Annotated in this window: 15 protein-coding genes and 2 pseudogenes; 6 read left to right on the top strand and 11 right to left on the bottom strand. The window is 66.7% G+C overall.

The features are described 5' to 3' along the window. Position 1 precedes the first annotated feature (1 nt). The 8 genes and pseudogenes from HW532_RS01460 to HW532_RS01430 all read right to left on the bottom strand — a co-directional run bounded on the left by HW532_RS01460 (position 2) and on the right by HW532_RS01430 (position 9588). Positions 2–757, bottom strand: coding sequence for a hypothetical protein (locus HW532_RS01460; protein WP_213162730.1), 756 nt, complete (start codon positions 755–757; stop codon positions 2–4). A 26-nt stretch (positions 758–783) separates the two neighbouring features. After that, positions 784–2052, bottom strand: coding sequence for a glycosyltransferase family 4 protein (locus HW532_RS01455; protein ID WP_213162729.1), 1269 nt, complete (start codon positions 2050–2052; stop codon positions 784–786). Continuing rightward, entirely contained in the window at positions 2049–2888 is an 840-nt protein-coding gene (locus tag HW532_RS01450) for a class I SAM-dependent methyltransferase (RefSeq protein WP_213162728.1), read from the bottom strand. The genes HW532_RS01455 and HW532_RS01450 overlap by 4 nt, the downstream gene beginning before the upstream one ends. Further along, complete coding sequence (locus HW532_RS22620; protein WP_484496868.1) at positions 2885–3160, bottom strand: glycosyltransferase family 2 protein; 276 nt, start codon at positions 3158–3160, stop codon at positions 2885–2887. The genes HW532_RS01450 and HW532_RS22620 overlap by 4 nt, the downstream gene beginning before the upstream one ends. Before the next feature lie 200 nt (positions 3161–3360). Then, positions 3361–3909 (bottom strand): annotated as a pseudogene (locus HW532_RS22615) (glycosyltransferase family 2 protein); the annotation flags it as partial. A gap of 1360 nt (positions 3910–5269) precedes the next feature. Beyond that, positions 5270–5929, bottom strand: coding sequence for a calcium-binding protein (locus tag HW532_RS01440; protein WP_213162726.1), 660 nt, complete (start codon positions 5927–5929; stop codon positions 5270–5272). 537 nt (positions 5930–6466) lie between these two features. Beyond that, on the bottom strand, positions 6467–7852 hold the full coding sequence (locus HW532_RS01435) for an HlyD family type I secretion periplasmic adaptor subunit (RefSeq protein ID WP_246479435.1): 1386 nt from the start codon (positions 7850–7852) through the stop codon (positions 6467–6469). Further along, positions 7849–9588 carry a type I secretion system permease/ATPase gene (locus HW532_RS01430; RefSeq protein ID WP_213162725.1) on the bottom strand — a complete coding sequence of 580 codons (1740 nt, stop codon included), beginning with the start codon at positions 9586–9588 and terminating at the stop codon, positions 7849–7851. Before HW532_RS01430 ends, HW532_RS01435 begins: the two co-directional genes overlap by 4 nt. A 245-nt stretch (positions 9589–9833) precedes the next feature. Here HW532_RS01430 and HW532_RS01425 point away from each other — a divergent pair, with 245 nt between their 5' ends. The 5 genes from HW532_RS01425 (at position 9834) to HW532_RS01405 (ending at position 16629) form a co-directional block, all read left to right on the top strand. Further along, entirely contained in the window at positions 9834–10442 is a 609-nt protein-coding gene (locus HW532_RS01425; protein WP_213162724.1) for a MarR family winged helix-turn-helix transcriptional regulator, read from the top strand. Further along, a complete protein-coding gene (locus HW532_RS01420; RefSeq protein WP_213162723.1) occupies positions 10439–11692 on the top strand; it encodes a glycosyltransferase family 4 protein in 1254 nt (417 codons plus the stop codon). The genes HW532_RS01425 and HW532_RS01420 overlap by 4 nt, the downstream gene beginning before the upstream one ends. A gap of 183 nt (positions 11693–11875) precedes the next feature. Then, positions 11876–13648, top strand: a complete 1773-nt coding sequence (locus HW532_RS01415) for an N-acetylglutaminylglutamine amidotransferase (protein ID WP_213162722.1) — start codon at positions 11876–11878, stop codon at positions 13646–13648. Between the two features lie 24 nt (positions 13649–13672). Next, positions 13673–15478 carry an N-acetylglutaminylglutamine synthetase gene (ngg, locus tag HW532_RS01410; RefSeq protein WP_213162721.1) on the top strand — a complete coding sequence of 602 codons (1806 nt, stop codon included), beginning with the start codon at positions 13673–13675 and terminating at the stop codon, positions 15476–15478. Next, positions 15475–16629, top strand: coding sequence for an osmoprotectant NAGGN system M42 family peptidase (locus HW532_RS01405; protein WP_213162720.1), 1155 nt, complete (start codon positions 15475–15477; stop codon positions 16627–16629). The genes ngg and HW532_RS01405 overlap by 4 nt, the downstream gene beginning before the upstream one ends. A 14-nt stretch (positions 16630–16643) precedes the next feature. Here HW532_RS01405 and HW532_RS01400 read toward each other — a convergent pair whose 3' ends face one another. Together HW532_RS01400 and HW532_RS01395 are read right to left on the bottom strand one after the other, a co-directional pair. Further along, positions 16644–17219 (bottom strand): sigma-70 family RNA polymerase sigma factor, encoded by a 576-nt coding sequence (locus HW532_RS01400; RefSeq protein ID WP_213162719.1) that lies wholly within the window; start codon positions 17217–17219, stop codon positions 16644–16646. Continuing rightward, positions 17216–17398 (bottom strand): NepR family anti-sigma factor, encoded by a 183-nt coding sequence (locus tag HW532_RS01395; protein WP_213162718.1) that lies wholly within the window; start codon positions 17396–17398, stop codon positions 17216–17218. Before HW532_RS01395 ends, HW532_RS01400 begins: the two co-directional genes overlap by 4 nt. A gap of 226 nt (positions 17399–17624) precedes the next feature. Here HW532_RS01395 and HW532_RS01390 point away from each other — a divergent pair. After that, a pseudogene (locus HW532_RS01390) lies at positions 17625–18424 on the top strand (response regulator). 58 nt (positions 18425–18482) lie between these two features. Here HW532_RS01390 and HW532_RS21985 read toward each other — a convergent pair. Next, entirely contained in the window at positions 18483–19796 is a 1314-nt protein-coding gene (locus HW532_RS21985; RefSeq protein ID WP_246479431.1) for a TonB-dependent receptor domain-containing protein, read from the bottom strand. Positions 19797–19837 lie beyond the last annotated feature (41 nt).

The following is a 19837-nucleotide window of genomic DNA, read 5'->3' as shown; positions in this document are numbered from 1 at the left end:
CCTATCCTCCGAACATCATGGAGAGCACGATCCCGGTGATCACGCCGACGAAGCCCGACAGGAGCAGGAGATGGGCGCGCACGTCGTTCTTGCTGCGCTCGGCAAGCTTCTTGAGCCTGCCGTCGAAATCCCCGAGAGCGCCGTCGAAGCGCATCAGGAAGACGTCGAGCTCGTCCATGCGCTTGGCCACGTCGTACTGCCGGTCGCGGACCACGTCGACCGCCTCCGACAGGCCGCTTTCCGACGACAGCAGCGTGTGCAGCCGCTCCACGGAATCGTCGATCTTCTCCCCGGTCTCGTATTGCGCCCGCTGGAGATGCCGCTGGGCGGCGATCACCCGGTCGAGCCGGTCGAGAATGAGGCTCAGCGGCACCGTCATGGCCGCCTCGGCATTGCGCTCGCCGGTCGTCGGGATCCGCAGCACGATCTCGGTGCCCGTGTCGGCGGAGGCGGCGACCACGGTCAGCTGGTCGGCGGCCGCCCCGGCCTCCTCGGAGAGCTCGAAATCGAAGGCATGATGGCCGTCGCCGATGCCGTTGCGCTTCAGATCCACGCGGGGCTTGTCGGCAACGGTGGTGGCGAGCGTCGTGCCGTTCATGAGGACATGGACGACGATCCTCTCGTCCGGCCGCGACGGATCCCAGACCCAGCCGTAGAGACGGCCATTGTCTATGGCGTCGACCCGGCCCTCGATCTGGGCCGGTGCCGGCTCTGTCGCGACTGCGCTATCGGTTTGCGTGGCCTCGGCCATTGACATCGCAGGGTCCTCTCTGTTCGCCGGGTTCAGGCTGCCGTTTCGGCGGCCGCCGCCTCGCGGAGGTCGCCGAACAGCTCGAGATGGGCGGCGGCGACATCGTCGATATCGGGCGGCGGCGCGATGTTGCGGGCGAGCCTGTCCCACAGCCTGTCTTCCAGAATGCAGCGCCGCATGATGCGGGCTAGGTCGAAGGGGTCGTTGGGCCGGACGTGGAGGCCCGTCTCCTCGTCCGTCACCATCTCCGCCATGCCGCCTATGCCGCTGACGATCATGGGCCGGCCGTGAAGCTGGGCCTCCTGGATCACGAGCGGCGCGTTCTCCCACCAGATCGACGGCAGGACCGCCCAGTCCACCCCGGCCATCAGCGCGGCCACGTCCCCGCGCCCATAGGCGCCGTGCCAGGTGACGCAGCCCTCCGTGTCCTTCAGAAGCGCCTCAAGCTCGTCGGTGAAGTTCTCGCTCTGGAACGGCGCGCCGCCGTGGATGCGCAGCTCGAAATCGATCTCCGCCTCCATGAGATAGCGGCAGGCCTTCAGGAGCACCGGCGCGCCCTTCCACGGATTGAGATTGCCGAAATAACCGAAGACATTGCGCTGGCCGTCAGCGCTCTTGCGCGCCGGCACGGGATGCGCCGCGGGCCGGCCGTTGCGCACCACCGAGATCCGGTCCTCGTCGATGCCCCAGCCGACATACCGGTCCTTGAGGAACTGGCTCGGCGAGATGAAGCGGTCGACCGCGCGCATATGCGTCTTGATGTTCAGCTCGCGCAGCAGGAACCGGTCCGGCGCGATGTCCGGGAAGCAGCCATTGCAGCGCGAGGGATCGGCCTTGCCGCAGCGTTCATAGGCGCCCGTCTTCACCATCAGCCCGTCATGGGCGCAGATCGGATAGTAGTCGTGGAGCGTCATCACGATCAGCGCATCGGGCAGGATGCGGCGCACGAGCGCGGGAAACTCCGCGCCCACCAGCAGCATGTGGTGGATGTGGACGATATCCGGCCGGAACTCGCAGAGCAGCTCCTTCAGGTCCTGGATCACGCCGTAAAGATCGGTCTGGCTCATCATGAACCGGTCGAAATGGCCGGCCCACAGCACGACCTCGTCGCCGGCATCGCCGACCGCCTGGAAGCTCGTGCCGGGCCGCGGCTCGCGATGGATGCGATTGGTCGCGCCGACGAACAGGGCCTCCGCGCCGGCGCGCTTGTAGGCGCCGAACAGGTCGTGGGCGAAGATCTCCGTGCCCCCGGGGTGGAAGTCGGGATGGTTGTGGGCGACCACGAGGATCCGCGTGCTCATGCCTCCTCCCCGCCCTTCTCCGCGACGAAGACGTCCTGGTAGTGGGCCGCCTGCCGTCCGCGCCAGTGGCCGAGGCTCTTGCGCCGGATGGCCAGCCCCGCGCGCTGCAGGACATCGTCGATGAAGCCGTCCTCGAAGGCGACCGCGCCGAGCGGCGCCTCCGGATTGGCGTACCATTCCGGCCCCTCGCCGGCCGGCGTGAAGCCGAGGCGCGCATCGCGCCCCTCCGTCTGGGTCCGCGCGCTTTCGTCCATCACGAAGGCCGACAGGAACAGCCGCCCGCCGGGCGCCAGAACGCGGGCGATCTCGCGCGTATAGGACCCGATCTCCACAGCCGGCAGGTGGGTGGCGACGGACACCATGAGGATGAAGTCGAACGCCGCATCGTCGAAGGGAAGCCTCAGCTCCTCGCCCTTGATGCGGCCCGCCGGGTTGTAGACATCATGGGCGATATCGAGATGGCGGAAGCGGAAATTGGGATAGACCGGCGAGACGGTCTCGCTGCACCAGTCCACGCCTTCCCGGACCGGGTCGATACCCTCGTAGCTCGCCGTCTCGGGGTCGAGATACTGGGTCAGCGGAACCGCCATGCGCCCGATGCCTGAGCCGATATCCAGCACGCGATGCTCCGGCCGCAAGCCCCCGAGCCGCACGAAATGGCGCAGGAACTCCGTGCCGATGAGCCGGAAGTCGCCATCGCCGACAAAGACGTTCTCCGCCGGCGGGGCCGGCAGGAAGCGGTTGCGCAGGATCGTCTCGGCAAGCCACTCGATGCGCTCGTCGGAGCCCTCCGCGCCGTCGCCCATATAGCCCTGAAGCGCGACAACCTCGCTCATGCCGCCCACCTCGCCGGATCCACGCCGCCCGCGCCGTCCTCGCCCATGAGCCCGGTCATGGCGTCGTTCCAGCGCCCGGCATGGAGCCAGGCGTTGTAGCGCGCCGCCACGCCGCGCATGTAGTCGGCATTGTGCTGTATGGAGCGGCGCTCCAGATGATAGAGCTCCACATTGGCGGCATAGGCGATGCCGTGGCCGGCGCGGCGGATCTTGAGGCAGAGGTCGCTATCTTCATAGTCTCCGATGACGTAATCCTCCGTGAACCCGCCCACATCCTCGAAGACGGCGCGGGGCACGACGAGGCAGGCCCCGTGACCGCCGGCACCATGCGGTCCACGCAGGCCGGTGCGAAACGGCCGGGCATCCCCTTGTAGAAATGATGGTTGAGCCACTGCCCCCGGAAATCGCGCGCGAAATACATGCCCGCATGCTGGATCGAACCATCCTCGAACAGGAGCTTCGGCCCGACGGCCGCCGCGCCGTCATCGCCCTCGAGGCGCGCCGCCAGCGTCGCCAGCCAGCCGGGGCCGGAGGGAATGACGTCGGAATTCAGCATGGCCAGCACCTGGCCGCGGGCGGTCCGCGCGCCCGCATTGCAGGCCAGCGAATAGCCGCCATTGCGGTTCATCACGACGAGCGTCATGGGCAGGCCGTAGAGCAGATGGAGGCCGTGCATGAGGTGCTCGACCTCCTCGGCCTGTTCCGGCGAATCGAGCACATAGACGAGCTCGCCGCGCTCCGCGATATCCGGATCGGCCGCGAAGCTCGCCACCTGCACGCGCAGGAAATCGAGGACCCGGTAGAGCGGGACGACGATGCTGATCTCGGGGTTGTCCAGAGGCTGCCCGATCGTCTTCACCGCATCGATACCGACGCGGGCGCGGTGCTGCTCCTGAAGCGCGCCGAGCGTGGGCGCGAGACAGCCCGTCAGAACGTCGTCGCCCAGATGCTGAGGGGGAATGGCCCGCAGCGCCGATGCCCGCGCCTCGCTCGGATCGACCGGCTGGCGCGGCGGGACCATGAGGTAGCGCGCGCCGGAGGCGAGCCGCAGGAGGAACCGGGGCTGCAGCAGCGGGGCTGCACCCTCCTGCGTATCGAGGAAGGCGACGAACCCCGTCGCCTCGACGGTCTCGCCGTCGCGGTTCGCGTGGCCGCGGAAGCGGTGCATATTGTCGTCCAGCGGCCGGTACCCGCCGTCCCCGTCGAGGACATCCAGCCCGTCGACGAGATCGGTGGGATCGCTGAACCAACCGCCGGCGAAGAGGCCGGATGGACCCGAAAGGGCCACATCGATCTCTGCCGCCGGCAATCCGTTGCCGCCCGTCACGCGCTGGGGCTGGAGCGGGCAGCGAAGCTGGAATTCCAGCGCGGCGCGCGCGTCGCTGTCCGTACCAGTGGCGAGCGCGGCAACGATATGTTCGTAAAGGCCGGACCCCATGGTCGCGCGCTGGCGCCACCAGGCCGGCAGATCGGGAACCTGGCGAGCCTGCGCCATGCGCCGCACGGCCAGGCCCTGCGCGCCGGCCACGACGACGAAGCCGTCGTCGCGCAGCATGGCGTGGTCCATGACCAGATGCATCGCACGGCGCCCCTGGCCGTCGGTTCCCGACAGATGGGGCGTGCCGCCGAGCCGCGCGAACCCGTTCGGCGCGACGACGAAGACATCGTCGATCTTGCCGAAGGTCGCCGGCAGCGCGGTTTCCATGACGAGACGGTCGTCGCCGATCTTCGCGACGGCGCGAACGGCTGCCGGTGTCTCCACGAGGCTCGCGACGAAGCGGTGAATGAGGCCGGTGAATGTACGGCTGCGATGGAGCCCGAACAGCCCGGGCCAGCCCTGCAGCATGCGCGAGGCCAGCGACAGGCGGCTTGCCGGGGTGAGATCGTCGAGCAGCGCATCGACATCGAGGGCACCGAAGCGGGTGTCCGGCTCGATGGCGACCTCCGCGCCCGACGACAAGGCACCGGCATAGGCATGCAGCCTGAGGCCGGCATCCTGCGGCGCGCGCAGAGCCCAGAGCAGCCGCGTCCCGCCCGAGGCGAGCGGCAGTCTGAGCGTTACCATCGGTGCGGGCAGCTTGCCCTCGACGGCCTCCAGCTGAGGAGACGTCCACAATCTTGTCGGAACATCCCAGATGAGCACGAGCGTCTGCGCGCTCAGGCGACGAATATCGAATCCGCCCGCAACGCCCGCCTGGACGTCCGCGGCACCACGATCGAGCATGGCCGCTCCCTGACAGGTCGAACAGCCGACGGCCGGTAGAGGCCGCGACCGACGAGATGACCGAACTCACAAATTGCGGAGGGCCCGCGCGGGCCCTCGCGCCAACGAACAGGCGCCCATGCAAGCGGGAAAGCCCGCATGGACACCTGCCAGGTGCTTACTGGACCGAGAAATAGGAGCCCGGATCGTCCTGTACGTCGTCGGCATTGGTGTTGGAGAGTGTGATCGTGTCGCCATTGCCCAGATCGACCACCGTGTCGGCGCCAACCTGGGTCGCGCGTGCGGCCACATCCTCTGCCGTCGCCACGTCCGTTCCGTTGATACCCTGCGAAATCTGCAGCATATCCTGGCCGGCCTGGAAGTCGAGGACCACATCCTGTCCGCCGCCGCCGGTGAACACGAAGGTGTCCGCACCGCCGCCGCCGGCCATGATGTCGTTGCCCTCGCCGCCGAAGATGGTATCGCTACCACCGCCGCCGAGGAGCGTGTCGTTGCCCTCGTTGCCGAACAGCAGATCGTCACCGCCGCCGCCGAGCACGACATCGTCGCCCTCGCCGCCCAGCATGGTGTCGTTTCCGCCGCCGCCGAGGAGCGTATCGTTGCCTTCCTCGCCGAACAGCAGATCGTCGCCGCCGCCGCCGAGAAGCTGGTCGGAGCCTTCGCCGCCGAACAGCATGTCGTCACCGCCCTGCCCAAACAGCAGGTCGTTTCCATCCTCCCCGAAAGCTATGTCGTCCCCCCCACGCCCGAATATGATGTCGGCTTCGGGCGAGCCCATTAAGGTATCGTCGAACGCTCCGCCTTCGAGAGTCGCCATTGTGGTTCCCTCCTTGATCAGGGTGTGTCGGCGCATTGCGCCCCCGTAATGTGACCCCCGCTATCCGCACTGCGACGATCACGGCTCGCAATATACCTCAGCAAAATCTGCTTTGGAATGAGCATTTATTGAATTTATTGTGTCATCACCATGTCCCTAACTTCAAATCCGAACCGTTTTTCAGATAAAAAATGAAATTCTATTTAATAATTATTTGTTGCGAATTTCGAAATTATGGTGCGTGACGAATACCCACGCGACGGCGGAAAGTCGCCTGTCACAGGGCGAGGAACCGCCGGAAGGCTCGGAAAACGGTAGTAAGCGCCGCGAAAGACAGGCGTTCTGCGGCCCGTCCGCCCAGCGTCCGACTCCGATATCCGGTGCGAAATACGTCGGCAGATGCCCAAAAGAATGGCGTCGTATGACTAAAATTTACGTCAATGTAAAGTCGATTTACTTGCGAAATACATGAATGGCGTGCGGTCTTGCCGCACTGCATTGCGAAAACGCGGGCAAATCGCGGATCCCGCCGGCCGCTCACTCCTCCCGGAACGCCCGGTTGAAGCTCTTGGTGATCGGCTCGATGATGTAGTCGATGGCGCGGCGCGGACGATTCTTCACCAGAACCTCCGCCGGCATCCCCGGATAGAGCCGGACATCCTCGTGCTTGGCGAGGACACTCTTGTCGATCTCCGCATGGACGACATAGAAGGCGGTGCCCGTCTCCTCATTCGTCGTCTGGTCCGCGGCGACATAGGTGATCTCGCCGTTGAGCGGCGGCAGTGTCCGCCGGCTGTAGGCCTGCAACTGCACCTCGGCAGGCGCTCCGACTCGAACGGAATCGATGTCGCGCACATTGATCTTCGCCTCGACCACGAGATTGTCCTCCTGCGGCACGACATCCATGATCGGCTGACCGGCCGGCACGGCGCTGCCCGGCGTGCGCATCTGGATATTCATGACGGTGCCGGCCGACGGCGAGCGCACGACGAGCCGCTCCAGCACATCCCTTGATGAGGTGATCCGCTGGTTGACGTCGTTGAGCGCGATCTGCGCTTCCTGAATGGCCTTGGCGATGTCGCTCTGCCATTCGTTCTCGATGGAGAGCAGCTCGACCTTGGCCTTGGCCTTGCCCTGCTCGGCCTTGGCCATCTGTGCGCGGTACTCGCCGCCATCGCCGACCAGCCCGCTCCACTGTGCCTCCAGCTCGACGACCCTGGTGCGGGTGGCGAACCCCTGATCGGCGAGCGTGCGGATGGCGGTCAGCTGCTCGTTGATCAGATTCGTCTGGCGCTGATTAGCCTCGAGCTGCGAGCGCAGGGCGTCGATCTCGGCCTGGTGCTGCTCGATGGCGCGGCGCTGGGTGTCGAGCTTGGCCTCGTAGACCTCGCGCCGTTTGACGAAGAAGCGCTGCTCGTCGGCGACCACGTCGAGCGTGAGCGGGTCGCTGCTCTTCAGCAGCTCCTCGGGGAAATCGATCGTCCTGGCGCCCTTCTGCTCGGCGCGCAGGCGCGCGAGCTTCGCGACGAGCCCGGTCCGCTCGCCCTGGAGCTGGGCGAGCTCGGAGCGCGCGCGGGTCTCGCTCAGCTCGATCAGCGGCTGGCCGACGGTCACATGGTCGCCCTCGCGAACCATGAGCTTTTCCAGAACACCGCCTTCCAGATGGCTCACGACCTTCTTGCGCGAGTCGACGATGATCGACCCGCTGGCGACCGCGGCGCTGTCGAGCTCGGCCGACATCGCCCAGCCGATGAAACCGCCGAAGCCGATCCCGATCGCCAGGAGGCCGGCGATCAGCGGCCGGCGCAGCATGACCCGCGGGGTGACCCGGTCCTCCGCGAGGATCTCCTGCCATGTTGGCTCGCGCCCCGTCGCCGCGGGAACGATATCCCGCCGGCGGGCGACCTTCAGCACCTCGTTCATGACGCAGCCCCCTTGCTGGCGATGGTTGGCCGGGCCTCGGCAGAATCGGAGAGCTCGCGCACCACGGCGGTGCGCTCGCCGAACTGCGCGACCCGGCCATCCTGAAGAACGAGCAGCTTGTCGGCGGCCTGCATCATCGACATGCGATGCGCGATCATGATCACGATGGAGCCGTCCGCACGCGCGGAGGCGATGGCGCGCATGAGTGCCTGCTCGCCCTCCGCATCGAGATTGGCGTTCGGCTCGTCGAGCACCAGCAGGCGCGGCCGGCCGAACAGGGCGCGCGCCAGGGCGATGCGCTGCTTCTGGCCGCCCGACAATGTGAAGCGGCCATCGCCGACCGGCGTGTCGTAACCGAGCGGCAGCCGGCCGATGAGCTCGTGCACGCCCGCCGCACGCGCCGCCTCGATCACCATGGCGGGATCGGCCTCGCGCATGCGGGCGATGTTCTCCCGGATCGTCCCGTCGAGCAGCGACACGCTCTGCGGCAGGTAACCGGCCACATTGCCGAAGGACCCACGTTCCCAGAGATAGACATTGTGGCCGTCGAGATAGACACCGCCGCTCGTCGGCTTGTTCACGCCGACAAGGAGGCGCGCGAGCGTCGACTTGCCCGCCGCCGACGGCCCGGCGATGCCGAGCACCTCGCCCGGCGACAGGGTGAAGCTCACCCCCTTCAGGATCGGCACGTCCGAACCCGCGGTCGCATAGATGACACGGTCGATGACCAGATCGCCCTCCGCGCGCGGCGTCGGCGCGGTCTCCCGGAACGACCGGCTTTCCTCCAGCGTCGTGCGCACCCGCCGCCAGGAGGACAGTGCGGAGACCCACTGGCGCCAGTCGCCGGTCACATTGTCGAATGGCAGCAGGAGCCGGCCCATGATGACACTGCCGGCCATCATGGAGCCGGGCGAGACGTCGCCGTGAATGACCAGATAGGCGCCGATCCCGAGCACGGTGACCTGCATGCTGTAGCGCAGGCTGCGGGTTACGGCATGCATGCCGCGATTGCGGGTATGGCCCAGATTGTAGAGGTCGACGGCGTGGAGCTGCGCGCCGCGCCAGCGCCGGGCCAGTGCGGGCAGCATGCCCATGCTCTCGATCGTCTCGGCATGGCGCATCGAGGAGCCGATGCTCGAGATCGTCTCGATGTTGGCGTCGTTGGCCTCCTTCATCACATGCCGCGAGAGCATGTCCGACATCAGGCTCAGGCCGATCAGGACGAGCACCGAGATCAGGCCGACAATGCCGTAGATGTAGTGGAGCGCGAACATCACGGCGAGGAAGATCGGCGCCCAGAAGGCCTCCAGCGGAGCCGTGATCGCCTGGCCGGTGATGAAGCCGCGCAGGTCGTTCAGGTCCCTCAGCGATTGCGCGCCGCCCGAGGTGCCCCGCTCCAGCGAGGACCGGATGGCGGCCTCGATCGTCGGCAGGTTCAGCCGCCGCACAACGCCGCTCGCGATCGCCTGGAAGGTGATCGCGCGAATGAATTCCAGCACGCCGTAAAGCGCAAGCGCCGCCAGGCACAGCACCGCCAGAAGGCGCAGCGTGTCCACGCTCTGGCTGGTGATGACCCGGTCATGCACCTGCAGCATGAAGAACGGGACGGTGAGCTGGAGCAACGTGATGCAGCCGCTCAGGAGGCCCGCATAGATCAGCCCCATCGTGAAGGTGCGGCGAATCTCCGTCACCAGGGACGCCGCCTCGGCCGGCATCGTCGACTGTTCATCCGCCATCCGCGGTTACCCCGAAAACGCTGAAAAATTGCATGCGGTTTCAAGCCATTCGCTTGTAGTCATACATTTTCCCTAATCTGCCCGCATGATGCCGAAATCCGACTATTCAGGTTATAGAGCCAAATATGTCGATCTAATGATCGAAACGTCCCAGGATCGCGCAGGTTTTTCTCATGTGTTTTATGTAAATCTCGTGGGAATTTGTTTCGAATTTCTACGCAAATTCTGGTGAAGGATGGGGAACCATGGAAGAACATCTCGTGAAGGAGGGGAAGAGGACGGCTGTTTCCCGTGCCGAGCGCGGAAACGGGGCGTCGGCTCCGCTTGCGACGAGCGATCATGAGAGGGACACCGAAGCGGCGACGCACCTCGAGCTGGCCCGCGTTCTGGAGCGCATCTACCGGCGCTACACCGACCTTTTGCGCGGAGATCTGAACCGTCTGGGCGTCGACGATGCCAGCCCGTCCCAGGTCATGATGCTGTTCACGATCGGCCATGACGAGCTCTCGATCCGCGAGTTGCTCGACCGTGGGCACTATCTCGGTTCGAACGCCTCCTACAACCTCAAGCAACTGGGAGATGCGGGATATATCGAACGCGAGACCTCGCCGCGCGACCGGCGGTCGGCGCGCATCCGCCTTGCGCCCAAGGGTCACGAACTGTGCGACGCGATCCGGGGCATCCATGACGGGTATCACCGCCTCGTGGTGCGCGACGAGATGGAATATGGCGAGATGGAGACCGCGTTCCGCATGCTGCGCAGGCTCGAGGAGGTCTGGACCACGACGCTGCGCTACGGCGATGCCGCCTGGGCCGACGCGACCCCGCCAACGTCGCGAAACGGACGGAAATGAAGGCTGTCTTCGTCCATCGACACGGACCCGGGCAGTTTCTTCATCTCGCACCGCATCTGGCAGCCGCCGGGTGGCAGGTGACCCTCATCGCCGAAAAGGTCGACGTCCAGATGCCGGGCGTCGGCGTCGTCCGCTACAGGCCCGAGCCCCCGCCGCGCGGCGCGCCGGCAGTGTCGCGTCCCATGGCGGGCCCGGACCGTCATGTGCGCACCGGAACGAAGGTCGCCGAAACGCTGGAGACGCTGCGCCGGCGCGACGGCCCTCCGGACATCGTCGTCGGCCATATCGGCTGGGGCGGGCTTCTGTTCGCCAAGGACGTGCTGCCCGACACGCCCATGCTGGGCTATTGCGAGTATTTCTACCGGGCCGATGGCGGGGACATGGGGTTTGCACCCGACGACCCCGTCACGCTGGAGGAGCGCCAGCGCATCCGCCTGCGCAATGTGAGCCAGCTCGTCACGCTGGACGCCATCGAGGCCGGGCTCAGCCCAACCCGATGGCAGCGCAGCCGCTATCCCGACTGGGCGCGCCGGCGCATGGCGCTGTGCCATGAGGGCATCGACGTGGCGCGATGCCGGCCGGATCCGGACGCCCGCCTCTCCCTGCCCGACGGGCGGGTGCTTAAGCCCGGCGATCCCGTCGTGACCTATGTGGCGCGCGATCTGGAGCCCTATCGCGGCTTCCCGCAGTTCATCCGCGCCGCCGCGAGGCTCGCGAAGACGAATCGCGACGCGCTGTTCGTCGTGGCCGGCGGCGACGGGGTGAGCTATGGCGTTCCCCCCGAGGACGGGCGAAGCTGGCGCGCGGTCATGATGGAGGAAACCGGGCTCGATCCCGACCGGATCGTGTTTCTCGGGCGCGTCGACCACGACACGCTGATCGCGCTGTTCCAGGTCTCCGCCGCCCATGTCTACCTCACCTACCCGTTCGTGCTCTCCTGGTCGGTGCTGGAGGCCATGGCCTGCGGATGCCTCGTCATCGGGTCGGCGACACCGCCCGTCCAGGAAATCGTCGCCGACGGCGTCAACGGATACCTCACCGACTTCTGGGACGAGACGCTGCTCGCCGGGCGGATCGCGGAGGCGCTGACGAAGCGTTCCTCCCACAATGCCATCCGGGAGAAGGCTCGGCTGACGGTCCGCCACAGATTCGCGCTGTCCGACTGCCTCGACCGCCAGACCGCCATCGTCAACCGCGTGATGGGCGCGCGGCGTGTCCAGCCGCGGCCCGAACTCAGCCCCGCCCTCTAGGATCGCGAGGCCCCACTTGCGAACCGGATTCGCCATACCGGCCCCCGGTTGCTAGAAGGGGCCGCCATGCACCGCCCCGGAACCAATGCGCCGCCAATGCGTTTACCGGACGTCACAGTCCGCAAGCGAGACTGTCTGCCGCCCATCCGGGCACCGATCAATCACGACATCTGACCAGGACATATGTGTGGAATCTGCGGAGAGATCACCTTCGACGGAAGCCCTGCTTCTCAGGATGCACTTGCAGCGATGAGCGCCTGCCTCGCGCCGCGCGGACCGGACGGCCACGGCGCGGTGACGAGAAACCGCGTCGGCCTCGGCCACCGGCGGCTGAAGATCATCGATCTCAGCGACAAGGCGGAGCAGCCCATGGTCGACGCCGCGCTCGGCCTGACCATCGCCTTCAATGGCTGTATCTATAATTACAAGGAGTTGCGCTCCGAGCTTCAGGCGAAGGGTTACAGCTTCTTCTCCGACGGCGACACCGAGGTCATCCTCAAGGCCTGGCACGCCTGGGGGCCGGAAGCGCCGAAGCGTTTCCACGGCATGTTCGCCTTCGCCATCTACGAGCGCGATACGGGCCGGCTCGTTCTCGCGCGCGACCGCTTCGGCATCAAGCCGCTCTATTACAGCGCGACGGACAGGCGTTTGCGGTTCGCCTCCACCCTGCCCGCCATACTCGCCGCCGGAGACGTCGATACCGAGATCGATCTCGGCGCGCTCCACAACTACATGACGTTCCATGCGGTCGTGCCGGCGCCGCGCACCCTGCTGTCCGGCATCCGCAAGCTGCCGCCCGCCACCTTGAGGATCGTCGAGCCCGACGGACGCACCAAGGACGAGGTTTTCTGGAGCCTCCGGTTCGAGCGCACCAAGGAGGATCTGGAGACCTCCGCGGAGGTCTGGCGCGACCGGGTCGGCGAGGCGCTGCGGCTCGCCGTCGACCGCCGCATGATCGCCGACGTGCCCGTGGGCGTGCTGCTGTCGGGCGGTGTCGATTCGAGCCTGATCGTCGCGCTGCTCGCCGAGGCCGGCCAGACGGGCCTGCAGACCTTCTCCATCGGCTTTGAGTCGGTCGGCGAGGAGAAGGGCGACGAGTTCATGTATTCCGATATCATCGCGGAGCGCTTCGGCACCGATCACCACAAGATCTTCGTGCCGTCGGACCAGCTCCTCACCGCCCTGCCGGAAACCATCGCGGCGATGTCGGAGCCCATGGTCTCCTACGACAATGTGGGCTTCTTCCTGCTCTCCAAGGAGGTCGCCAAGCACGTCAAGGTGGTCCAGAGCGGCCAGGGGGCCGACGAGGTCTTCGCCGGCTATCACTGGTATCCGAAGCTCTCAGGCTCCAACACCGCACTCGACGACTATGCCGAGGCCTTCTTCGACCGGGATCACGACAAGTTCGCCCGCCATGTGAGCGACCGCTATCTCGGCGAGGACTTCTCCCGCGCCTTCGTCTCCGAGCATATGGGCATGCCGGGCGCGGAGGATCCCGTGGACAAGGCGCTGCGGCTCGATTCGACCATCATGCTGGTGGACGATCCGGTGAAGCGGGTCGACAATATGACCATGGCCTGGGGGCTCGAGGCACGCGTGCCCTTTCTCGACCACGAGCTCGTCGAGCTGGCCGCCCGCATTCCGCCCGAGCACAAGCTCGCAGACGGCGGCAAGGGCGTGCTGAAGGCGGTGGCGCGCCAGGTCGTGCCGGCGGAGGTGATCGACAGGCCCAAGGGCTATTTCCCGGTCCCGGCCCTCAAATATGTCGAGGGCCCCTATCTGGAGATGACCAGGGACGCCCTTACCTCCAGCCGCGCCCGCGAGCGCGGCCTGTTCAGGCAGGACTATCTCGACGCGCTGTTCGACGACCCCAGGGCCCATATCACGCCGTTGCGCGGTTCGGAGCTCTGGCAGGCCGCGCTCGTCGAGATGTGGCTCCAGTCGCACGGCCTGTAGGCACCGGGAAGGACAAGAACGGCAATGACCACTCCAGCTTCCGGCAGGAAACGCGGACGCGCCGCCTACGACCACCGCATGCGGCGATTGCGCGACTACGGAATGAAGCCCCGCATCTCGGGAATGGACGACGGCGAAGACGAGCCTGCCCCTGTGCAGGCCGCAATCGATTGCGGATGGGGCCGGCTGCTGTTCGGCCAGACCTTCGAGGATGCCGACACCCTCGTCGAGGAGATGCGGCGGGAAGAGCCGGAGCGCCGCGACATCGCCTTCTATGTCCGCGATCCCCATATCGTGATCGCGGCGGCGCCCCAGGAGCTGTTCCTCGACCCCTCCGACACCTATCGCCTCGATCTGTCGACCTACCGGCAGTCGCGCCGCAAGCCCCGCGGCTTCTTCGTACGACGGCTGTCCTCGCTCGACGATGCCGAGCAGGTCAACAGCATCTATCTGAAGCGCTCCATGGTGCCCGTGCCGCCGGAATTCTTCTGGTCGAAGAGGGACAGCCGGGCGATCACCTATTTCGTCGCGGAGGACGAGGATACCGGCGAGATCCTCGGCACCGTCATGGGCATCGACCACTGGCGCGCCTTCGGCGATCCCGAGCACGGCTCCTCGCTGTGGTGCCTGGCGGTCGATCCCCAGGCCATGCGCCCGGGGATCGGCGAGGCGCTGGTGCGCCGGCTCGCCGAGCATTTCAAGGCGCGCGGGTCGCAGTATCTCGACCTCTCGGTCATGCACGACAACAGCCAGGCCATCGCGCTCTATGACAAGCTCGGCTTCGTGCGGGTCCCCTACTTCGCGGTCAAGCGCAAGAACCCGTTTAACGAGGCGCTGTTCGCCGGCCCCCAGCCCGACAGCGAGCTCAACCCCTATGCCCGCATCGTCGTCGACGAGGCGCGCCGGCGCGGCATCCAGATCGAGGTCATCGACGCGGAGGGCGGCTTCTTCCGCCTGTCCTACGGCGGGCGGGCCATTGTGTGCCGGGAGGCGCTGAGCGAGCTGACGAGCGGCGTCGCGGTCTCGATCTGCGACGACAAGTCGGTGACCCGCCGCCTCGTGGCGCGTGCCGGCGTCGCGGTGCCCGCGCAGACGATCGCCGGGGACGACGCGTCGATGGCCCGGTTCCTGGAGGAGAACGGCCCTGTCGTGGTGAAGCCGTCGCGCGGCGAACAGGGCCGCGGCGTCTATGTGGACCTCGCCGAGCTCGACCAGGTGAAGGCCGCCGTCGAGGCCGCCGCCCAGCTCTCCGACAATGTGCTCATCGAGCAATATGTGAAGGGCGACGATCTGCGCATCATCGTCATCAATGACGAGGTGGTCGCCGCCGCCATCAGGCGCCGGGCCCATATTATCGGCGACGGCCAGTCCACCATCGGCGATCTCATCGCGCGCCAGAGCCGGCGCCGGGCGTCCGCCACCGGCGGAGAGTCGCAGATCCCCATGGACGAGGAGACGGAACGCTGCGTGCGGCGCGCCGGCCACGAGATGAGCGACATCCTGGACGCCGGGGCCGAGCTGGAGGTGCGCAAGACCGCCAATCTCCACACCGGCGGCACGATCCACGACGTGACCGCGGAGCTCCATCCCGTCCTGTCGGAGGTCGCCGTGACGGTCGCCCAGACCATCGAGATTCCCGTGGTCGGCGTCGATCTCATTGTTGACGCGCCGGACGAGCCCCAATACGTCTTTATCGAGGCGAACGAACGCCCGGGGCTTGCCAACCACGAACCGCAGCCGACCGCCGAGCGGTTCATCGACCTTCTGTTCCCGACCTCGGTCCCCACGGCAGCCCGGGCCTCACTTCCAGAGGATCAGGGCCCGCGATGATCAGACTGCCGATCGACACGGACTACCTAGCCGACCGGCTTGCCCGGCTGCTCGCGATCCCCAGCCCGTCGGGCTACACGGACATGATCGTGCGCGATTGCTGCCAGGAGCTGCGCCGCTTCGGCCTCGAATACGAGCTGACCCGGCGCGGCGCGATCCGGGTGCGCCTCAAGGGCGAGCACGAACATCCCGGCCGCGCGCTGATCTCCCATCTCGACACGCTCGGCGCGCAGGTCAAGCTCCTGAAGGACAACGGGCGGCTGGAGCTCGTGCCCATCGGAAACTGGTCGTCGCGCTTCGCGGAGGGGGCGCGCTGCACCGTGTTCTCCGAGGCCGGCTTCTATCGCGGCACGATCCTGCCGCTGAAGGCCTCCGGACACACCTTCAACGATGAGATCGACACCCAGCCGGTGGACTGGCGGCATGTCGAGGTGCGGGTCGATGCGCTTGCCCGCACGGCAAGCGATCTGGAGCATCTCGGCGTCGCGGTGGGCGACACGGTGGCCATCGATCCGGCCCCGGAATTCATGGAGAACGGTTTCGTCGTCTCCCGCCATCTCGACGACAAGGCCGGCGTGGCCGTGATGTTCGCCGCGCTCAAGGCGATGGTGGAGGAGAAGGTCACTCCGCCGGTCGACGTGTTGTGGCTGTTCTCGATCTCGGAGGAAGTCGGCATCGGCGGATCCTCCGTCCTGCCGCACGACGTCTCCTCCCTCGTCTCCATCGACAACGGCACGACCGCGCCCGGCCAGAACAGCGAGGAGTTCGGCGTCACCATCTGCATGGCCGACCAGACCGGGCCGTTCGACTACCATCTCACACGCAAGCTCGCCCGGCTGTGCCGGGACAACGACATCCGCTACCAGAAGGACATCTTCCGCTATTACCGCTCCGACAGCGCCGCGGCGCTGGAAGCGGGCGCGGATGTGCGCACAGCCCTCATCACCTTCGGCGTCGACGGATCGCACGGCTATGAGCGCATCCACATGCACGCGCTGCGCTCGCTGGCCGAGCTCGCCACGGCCTATGCGATGAGCGAGGTGGAAATCCCGCGCGACGCCGAGGAGATGGGCACGCTGAAGGGCTTCACCACCCAGCCCATGACCGAGGCCGACCAGAAGCTGACCGCGGAGAGCGACCCGACGGACTGAGCGCTGGCGGCGCGCTATTTGCGCAGATGCACGGCGAGATCGCCGGTGACGGCCGGTTCGCCGACCGTCTCGGCAGCGGAGGATGGGCCGAAATCGCCGCCCTCCTCCATGGACAGGAGCTCCGCCAGCCGGCGGCGCGCCCGGCTCACCCGGCTCTTGACCGTACCGATGGCGCAGCCGCAGATCCCGGCGGCCTCCTCGTAGGAAAAGCCCGATGCGCCGATCAGGATGAGGGCCTCGCGCTGCTCTTCGGGAATCCCGGCCAGCGCCTTGCGGAAATCCTCCAGATCCATGTGACGGTCCTGCGAGGGCAGCACCACGAGCCGGTCGGCGGCCTGGCCATCGTAGTCCGACGTCTCGTTCCGGCGGCGCCGGCGCGAGGAATAGAAGGCGTTGCGCAGGATCGTGAACAGCCAGGCGCGCAGATTGGTGCCTTCCCGGAAGCTCGCGAGATTGGCCCAGGCGCGCATGAGCGTCTCCTGCACCAGATCGTCGGCCTCGTCGCCATTGCCGCACAGCGAATGCGCGAAGGCGCGCAGATTCGGTATCTGCTCCAGCAGATCCTTTCGCAGGCTGGCCGAAACGGTCATTTCTTGTCCTCGGCCCCGTCCATTTGCTCGATCAGATCGATGAGATGCTGCGGCATGGGCTGATTGACGACATCATCATAATACGCCCTGAGCTGGCGCCCTATGCGTTCCTGCACCTTGGGATCGAGGGGGTTCGGCTTCGACCGTCCCCGGTCGCCGTGTGATGTCGCCTTCTTCATGGTGCGGTCGTTTTGTGTCCTTGAGGTGACCGGCAGACGCGACGATCCGCGCGTTCGCGGCCCGGCCGTGTCCACCTCACCCGTTCCTGTCATGCGTTGGCTGTCATGCCGGGAGAACGTCGCGCCGGTCCATTGGTTCCCTTTGTGTTGCCATTTTTCGTGCTAGGCTGTCCGTCGAGCCAGAGGCCCGCGTCCCCATGCGCAACGGATCGCCGGAGAGACGCCAATGTCGCTATCTGAAAGAGTTGCCCCGCATATCCCCTATCTGAGGCGGTTCGCACGCGCCCTGTGCGGCAGCCAGGCGAGCGGCGATGCCCATGTCGCCGCCACGCTGGAGGCTATCGTGTCGGACCCCTCCGTCATCCCCGAGGGGCTCGACGACCGGTCCGCGCTCTACAGCGTGTTCCTGCGGCTGTGGAGCGCGCAGGAGGGCAACGGGGAGGCCGGCCCCCGGACGACGAGGCCGACAGTGCCGATCTCGCGCTCGCCCGTCTGGAGCCGAAGGCGCGCGAAACATTCCTGCTGACCGCGGTCGAGGGCTTCACGGCGGAGGAATGCCGCGCGATCCTCGATTGCAGCCCCGAGGCGTTCGAGGCGCTCCTCGATGAGGCCGGCCGCGAGATCGCCGAGCAGGTCGCGACCGATATCCTCATCATCGAGGACGAACCGCTGATCGCGATGGACCTGGAGGCTCTGGTCGAGGGGCTGGGGCACACGGTCTGTGCCATAGCGCGCTCGCGCGAGGAAGCCGTCCGGGCCGCGCGCACCGGCAAGCCCGGCCTGATCCTCGCCGATATCCAGCTCGCCGACGGCACCTCCGGCATCGATGCCGTGAACGACATCCTGACCGCCGTTGAGGTGCCCGTCGTCTTCATCACCGCCTATCCCGAGCGCCTGCTCACGGGCGAGCGCCCGGAGCCGACCTTCCTCATCACCAAACCGTTCCAGCCGGACATGGTGAAGGCGGTGATCAGCCAGGCGCTCTTCTTCGACACGAAGGCGCATCCGCGCGGCGCGGCGGCGTGAACGGCCGCCGCGCCCTCCCCTTGCGGACCGGTCCGGTGCGGCCCGGGCGGACGAGGCTTCAGAACTTCGCGGTCGCGCCCACGATCACCGTGCGCCCGCGGCCATTGCCGGAATAATAGGCTTCCGCATAGCCCCCGACGGCGGTCGTGTAGACCTTGTCGGTGATGTTCTCCACGTTGAAGAACAGGTGGAGGTTCCGGTTGATGTCCCAGGACCCGTAGAGATCGAACAGCGTGTAGCTGCCGATCGGTATGGAGTTCGCCTCGTCGACGAAGACCTGCCGGCTCTTGCCCGTATAGCGCATGCGCCCGCCGAGCACGACGCTCTCGCCGAACCAGCGCGTGCCCACATCGACGGTCGCGAAGTCGTCGGGCAGCGTGCCGACATCGTTGCCGATGCCCGCGAAATAGGACAGCGGCAGGTCCGTGTCGGCATTCGTGTAGGAGAGCGTCACATAGGCGACGCCCGCATCGTAGGTCCCCTCGATCTCCACGCCGCTCATATTGGTCGTGCCGTCGGCGTTGATCCAGGTGATGTAGCCCGTATCCGTGTTCTGGCCGTAGACGATGTAGTTCTCGATGTCGTTGTTGAAGTAGCCGACCTTGAGCCGCAGCCTGTCGCCATCCAGCACCAGGCCGTCATAGGCGACGTTCAGCCCGAGGTCCCAGCCCTTGCTGATCTCCGGCTTCAGATCGACATTGTTGTTCACCGGATTGCCCGCGCCGTTGAAGTTGTGGCCGCCGGGATAGAACAGTTCCGACGCGGTCGGCGGTCGGAAGGTGTGGGCGTAGGTCGCGTAGAGCTGGAGCCAGTCGAGGGGCTGGACGGCCGCGGTGATCCGGGGATTGATGCGGTCGCCGTCGCGCGAGACGGAATCGCCCGGACACAGGTCGCCGCCCGCCGGGCAGTCGCCGGCGCCGGGCAGCGTGTAGCCGGTCACGCCCTTGACGTGCCAGTAGTCGTAGCGCAGCCCGCCAAGCAGCGAGACCATGCCCCAGTCGAGCTGGGCCTGGGTGAACGCGCCCGCCTTCGTCATCGTGCCGTCCGGGTTCGCGCCGCGCTGCTCGTTGCCCGTATAGTCGTCCTGGACGAACGCTGCGCCGTAGAAGAGCTGCAGCCCGAGGCCGTTGCCGAGATCGAATTGCGAGGTGTTGTCGGCATTGACGCCCGTCGTCTTGTTGACGCCATGACGGCCCACGAACAGGCCGCCATCGCCGGCGAATTCGAGATCGGCCCTGGTGTGGAAGGCGGCCAGATGGGCGTCGAACAGCGGATCGCCCGGCGTATAGGCGTAGTCGAGCGTGTAGGTCGCGGTGTTGATCCCCCAGTCGTAACCCGCCGAGCCGACGAAGAAGCCGTTGTCGTACCACATGCCCCGAGCGTCAGGCTGTGCTCGTCGTTCGGCGCGATGGC

The sequence above is a fragment of the Kaustia mangrovi genome, assembly GCF_015482775.1.
Lineage (GTDB): Bacteria > Pseudomonadota > Alphaproteobacteria > Rhizobiales > Im1 > Kaustia > Kaustia mangrovi.
This window is presented reverse-complemented; position numbering and strand designations above follow the sequence as displayed.

Coding starts and splice junctions, on each gene's coding strand:
- HW532_RS01460 (WP_213162730.1), bottom strand. CDS start 757: ATGTCAATGGCCGAGGCCACGCAAACCGATAGCGCAGTCGCGACAGAG.
- HW532_RS01455 (WP_213162729.1), bottom strand. CDS start 2,052: ATGAGCACGCGGATCCTCGTGGTCGCCCACAACCATCCCGACTTCCAC.
- HW532_RS01450 (WP_213162728.1), bottom strand. CDS start 2,888: ATGAGCGAGGTTGTCGCGCTTCAGGGCTATATGGGCGACGGCGCGGAG.
- HW532_RS01440 (WP_213162726.1), bottom strand. CDS start 5,929: ATGGCGACTCTCGAAGGCGGAGCGTTCGACGATACCTTAATGGGCTCG.
- HW532_RS01435 (WP_246479435.1), bottom strand. CDS start 7,852: ATGAACGAGGTGCTGAAGGTCGCCCGCCGGCGGGATATCGTTCCCGCG.
- HW532_RS01430 (WP_213162725.1), bottom strand. CDS start 9,588: ATGGCGGATGAACAGTCGACGATGCCGGCCGAGGCGGCGTCCCTGGTG.
- HW532_RS01425 (WP_213162724.1), top strand. CDS start 9,834: ATGGAAGAACATCTCGTGAAGGAGGGGAAGAGGACGGCTGTTTCCCGT.
- HW532_RS01420 (WP_213162723.1), top strand. CDS start 10,439: ATGAAGGCTGTCTTCGTCCATCGACACGGACCCGGGCAGTTTCTTCAT.
- HW532_RS01415 (WP_213162722.1), top strand. CDS start 11,876: ATGTGTGGAATCTGCGGAGAGATCACCTTCGACGGAAGCCCTGCTTCT.
- ngg (WP_213162721.1), top strand. CDS start 13,673: ATGACCACTCCAGCTTCCGGCAGGAAACGCGGACGCGCCGCCTACGAC.
- HW532_RS01405 (WP_213162720.1), top strand. CDS start 15,475: ATGATCAGACTGCCGATCGACACGGACTACCTAGCCGACCGGCTTGCC.
- HW532_RS01400 (WP_213162719.1), bottom strand. CDS start 17,219: ATGACCGTTTCGGCCAGCCTGCGAAAGGATCTGCTGGAGCAGATACCG.
- HW532_RS01395 (WP_213162718.1), bottom strand. CDS start 17,398: ATGAAGAAGGCGACATCACACGGCGACCGGGGACGGTCGAAGCCGAAC.
- HW532_RS21985 (WP_246479431.1), bottom strand. CDS start 19,796: ATGTGGTACGACAACGGCTTCTTCGTCGGCTCGGCGGGTTACGACTGG.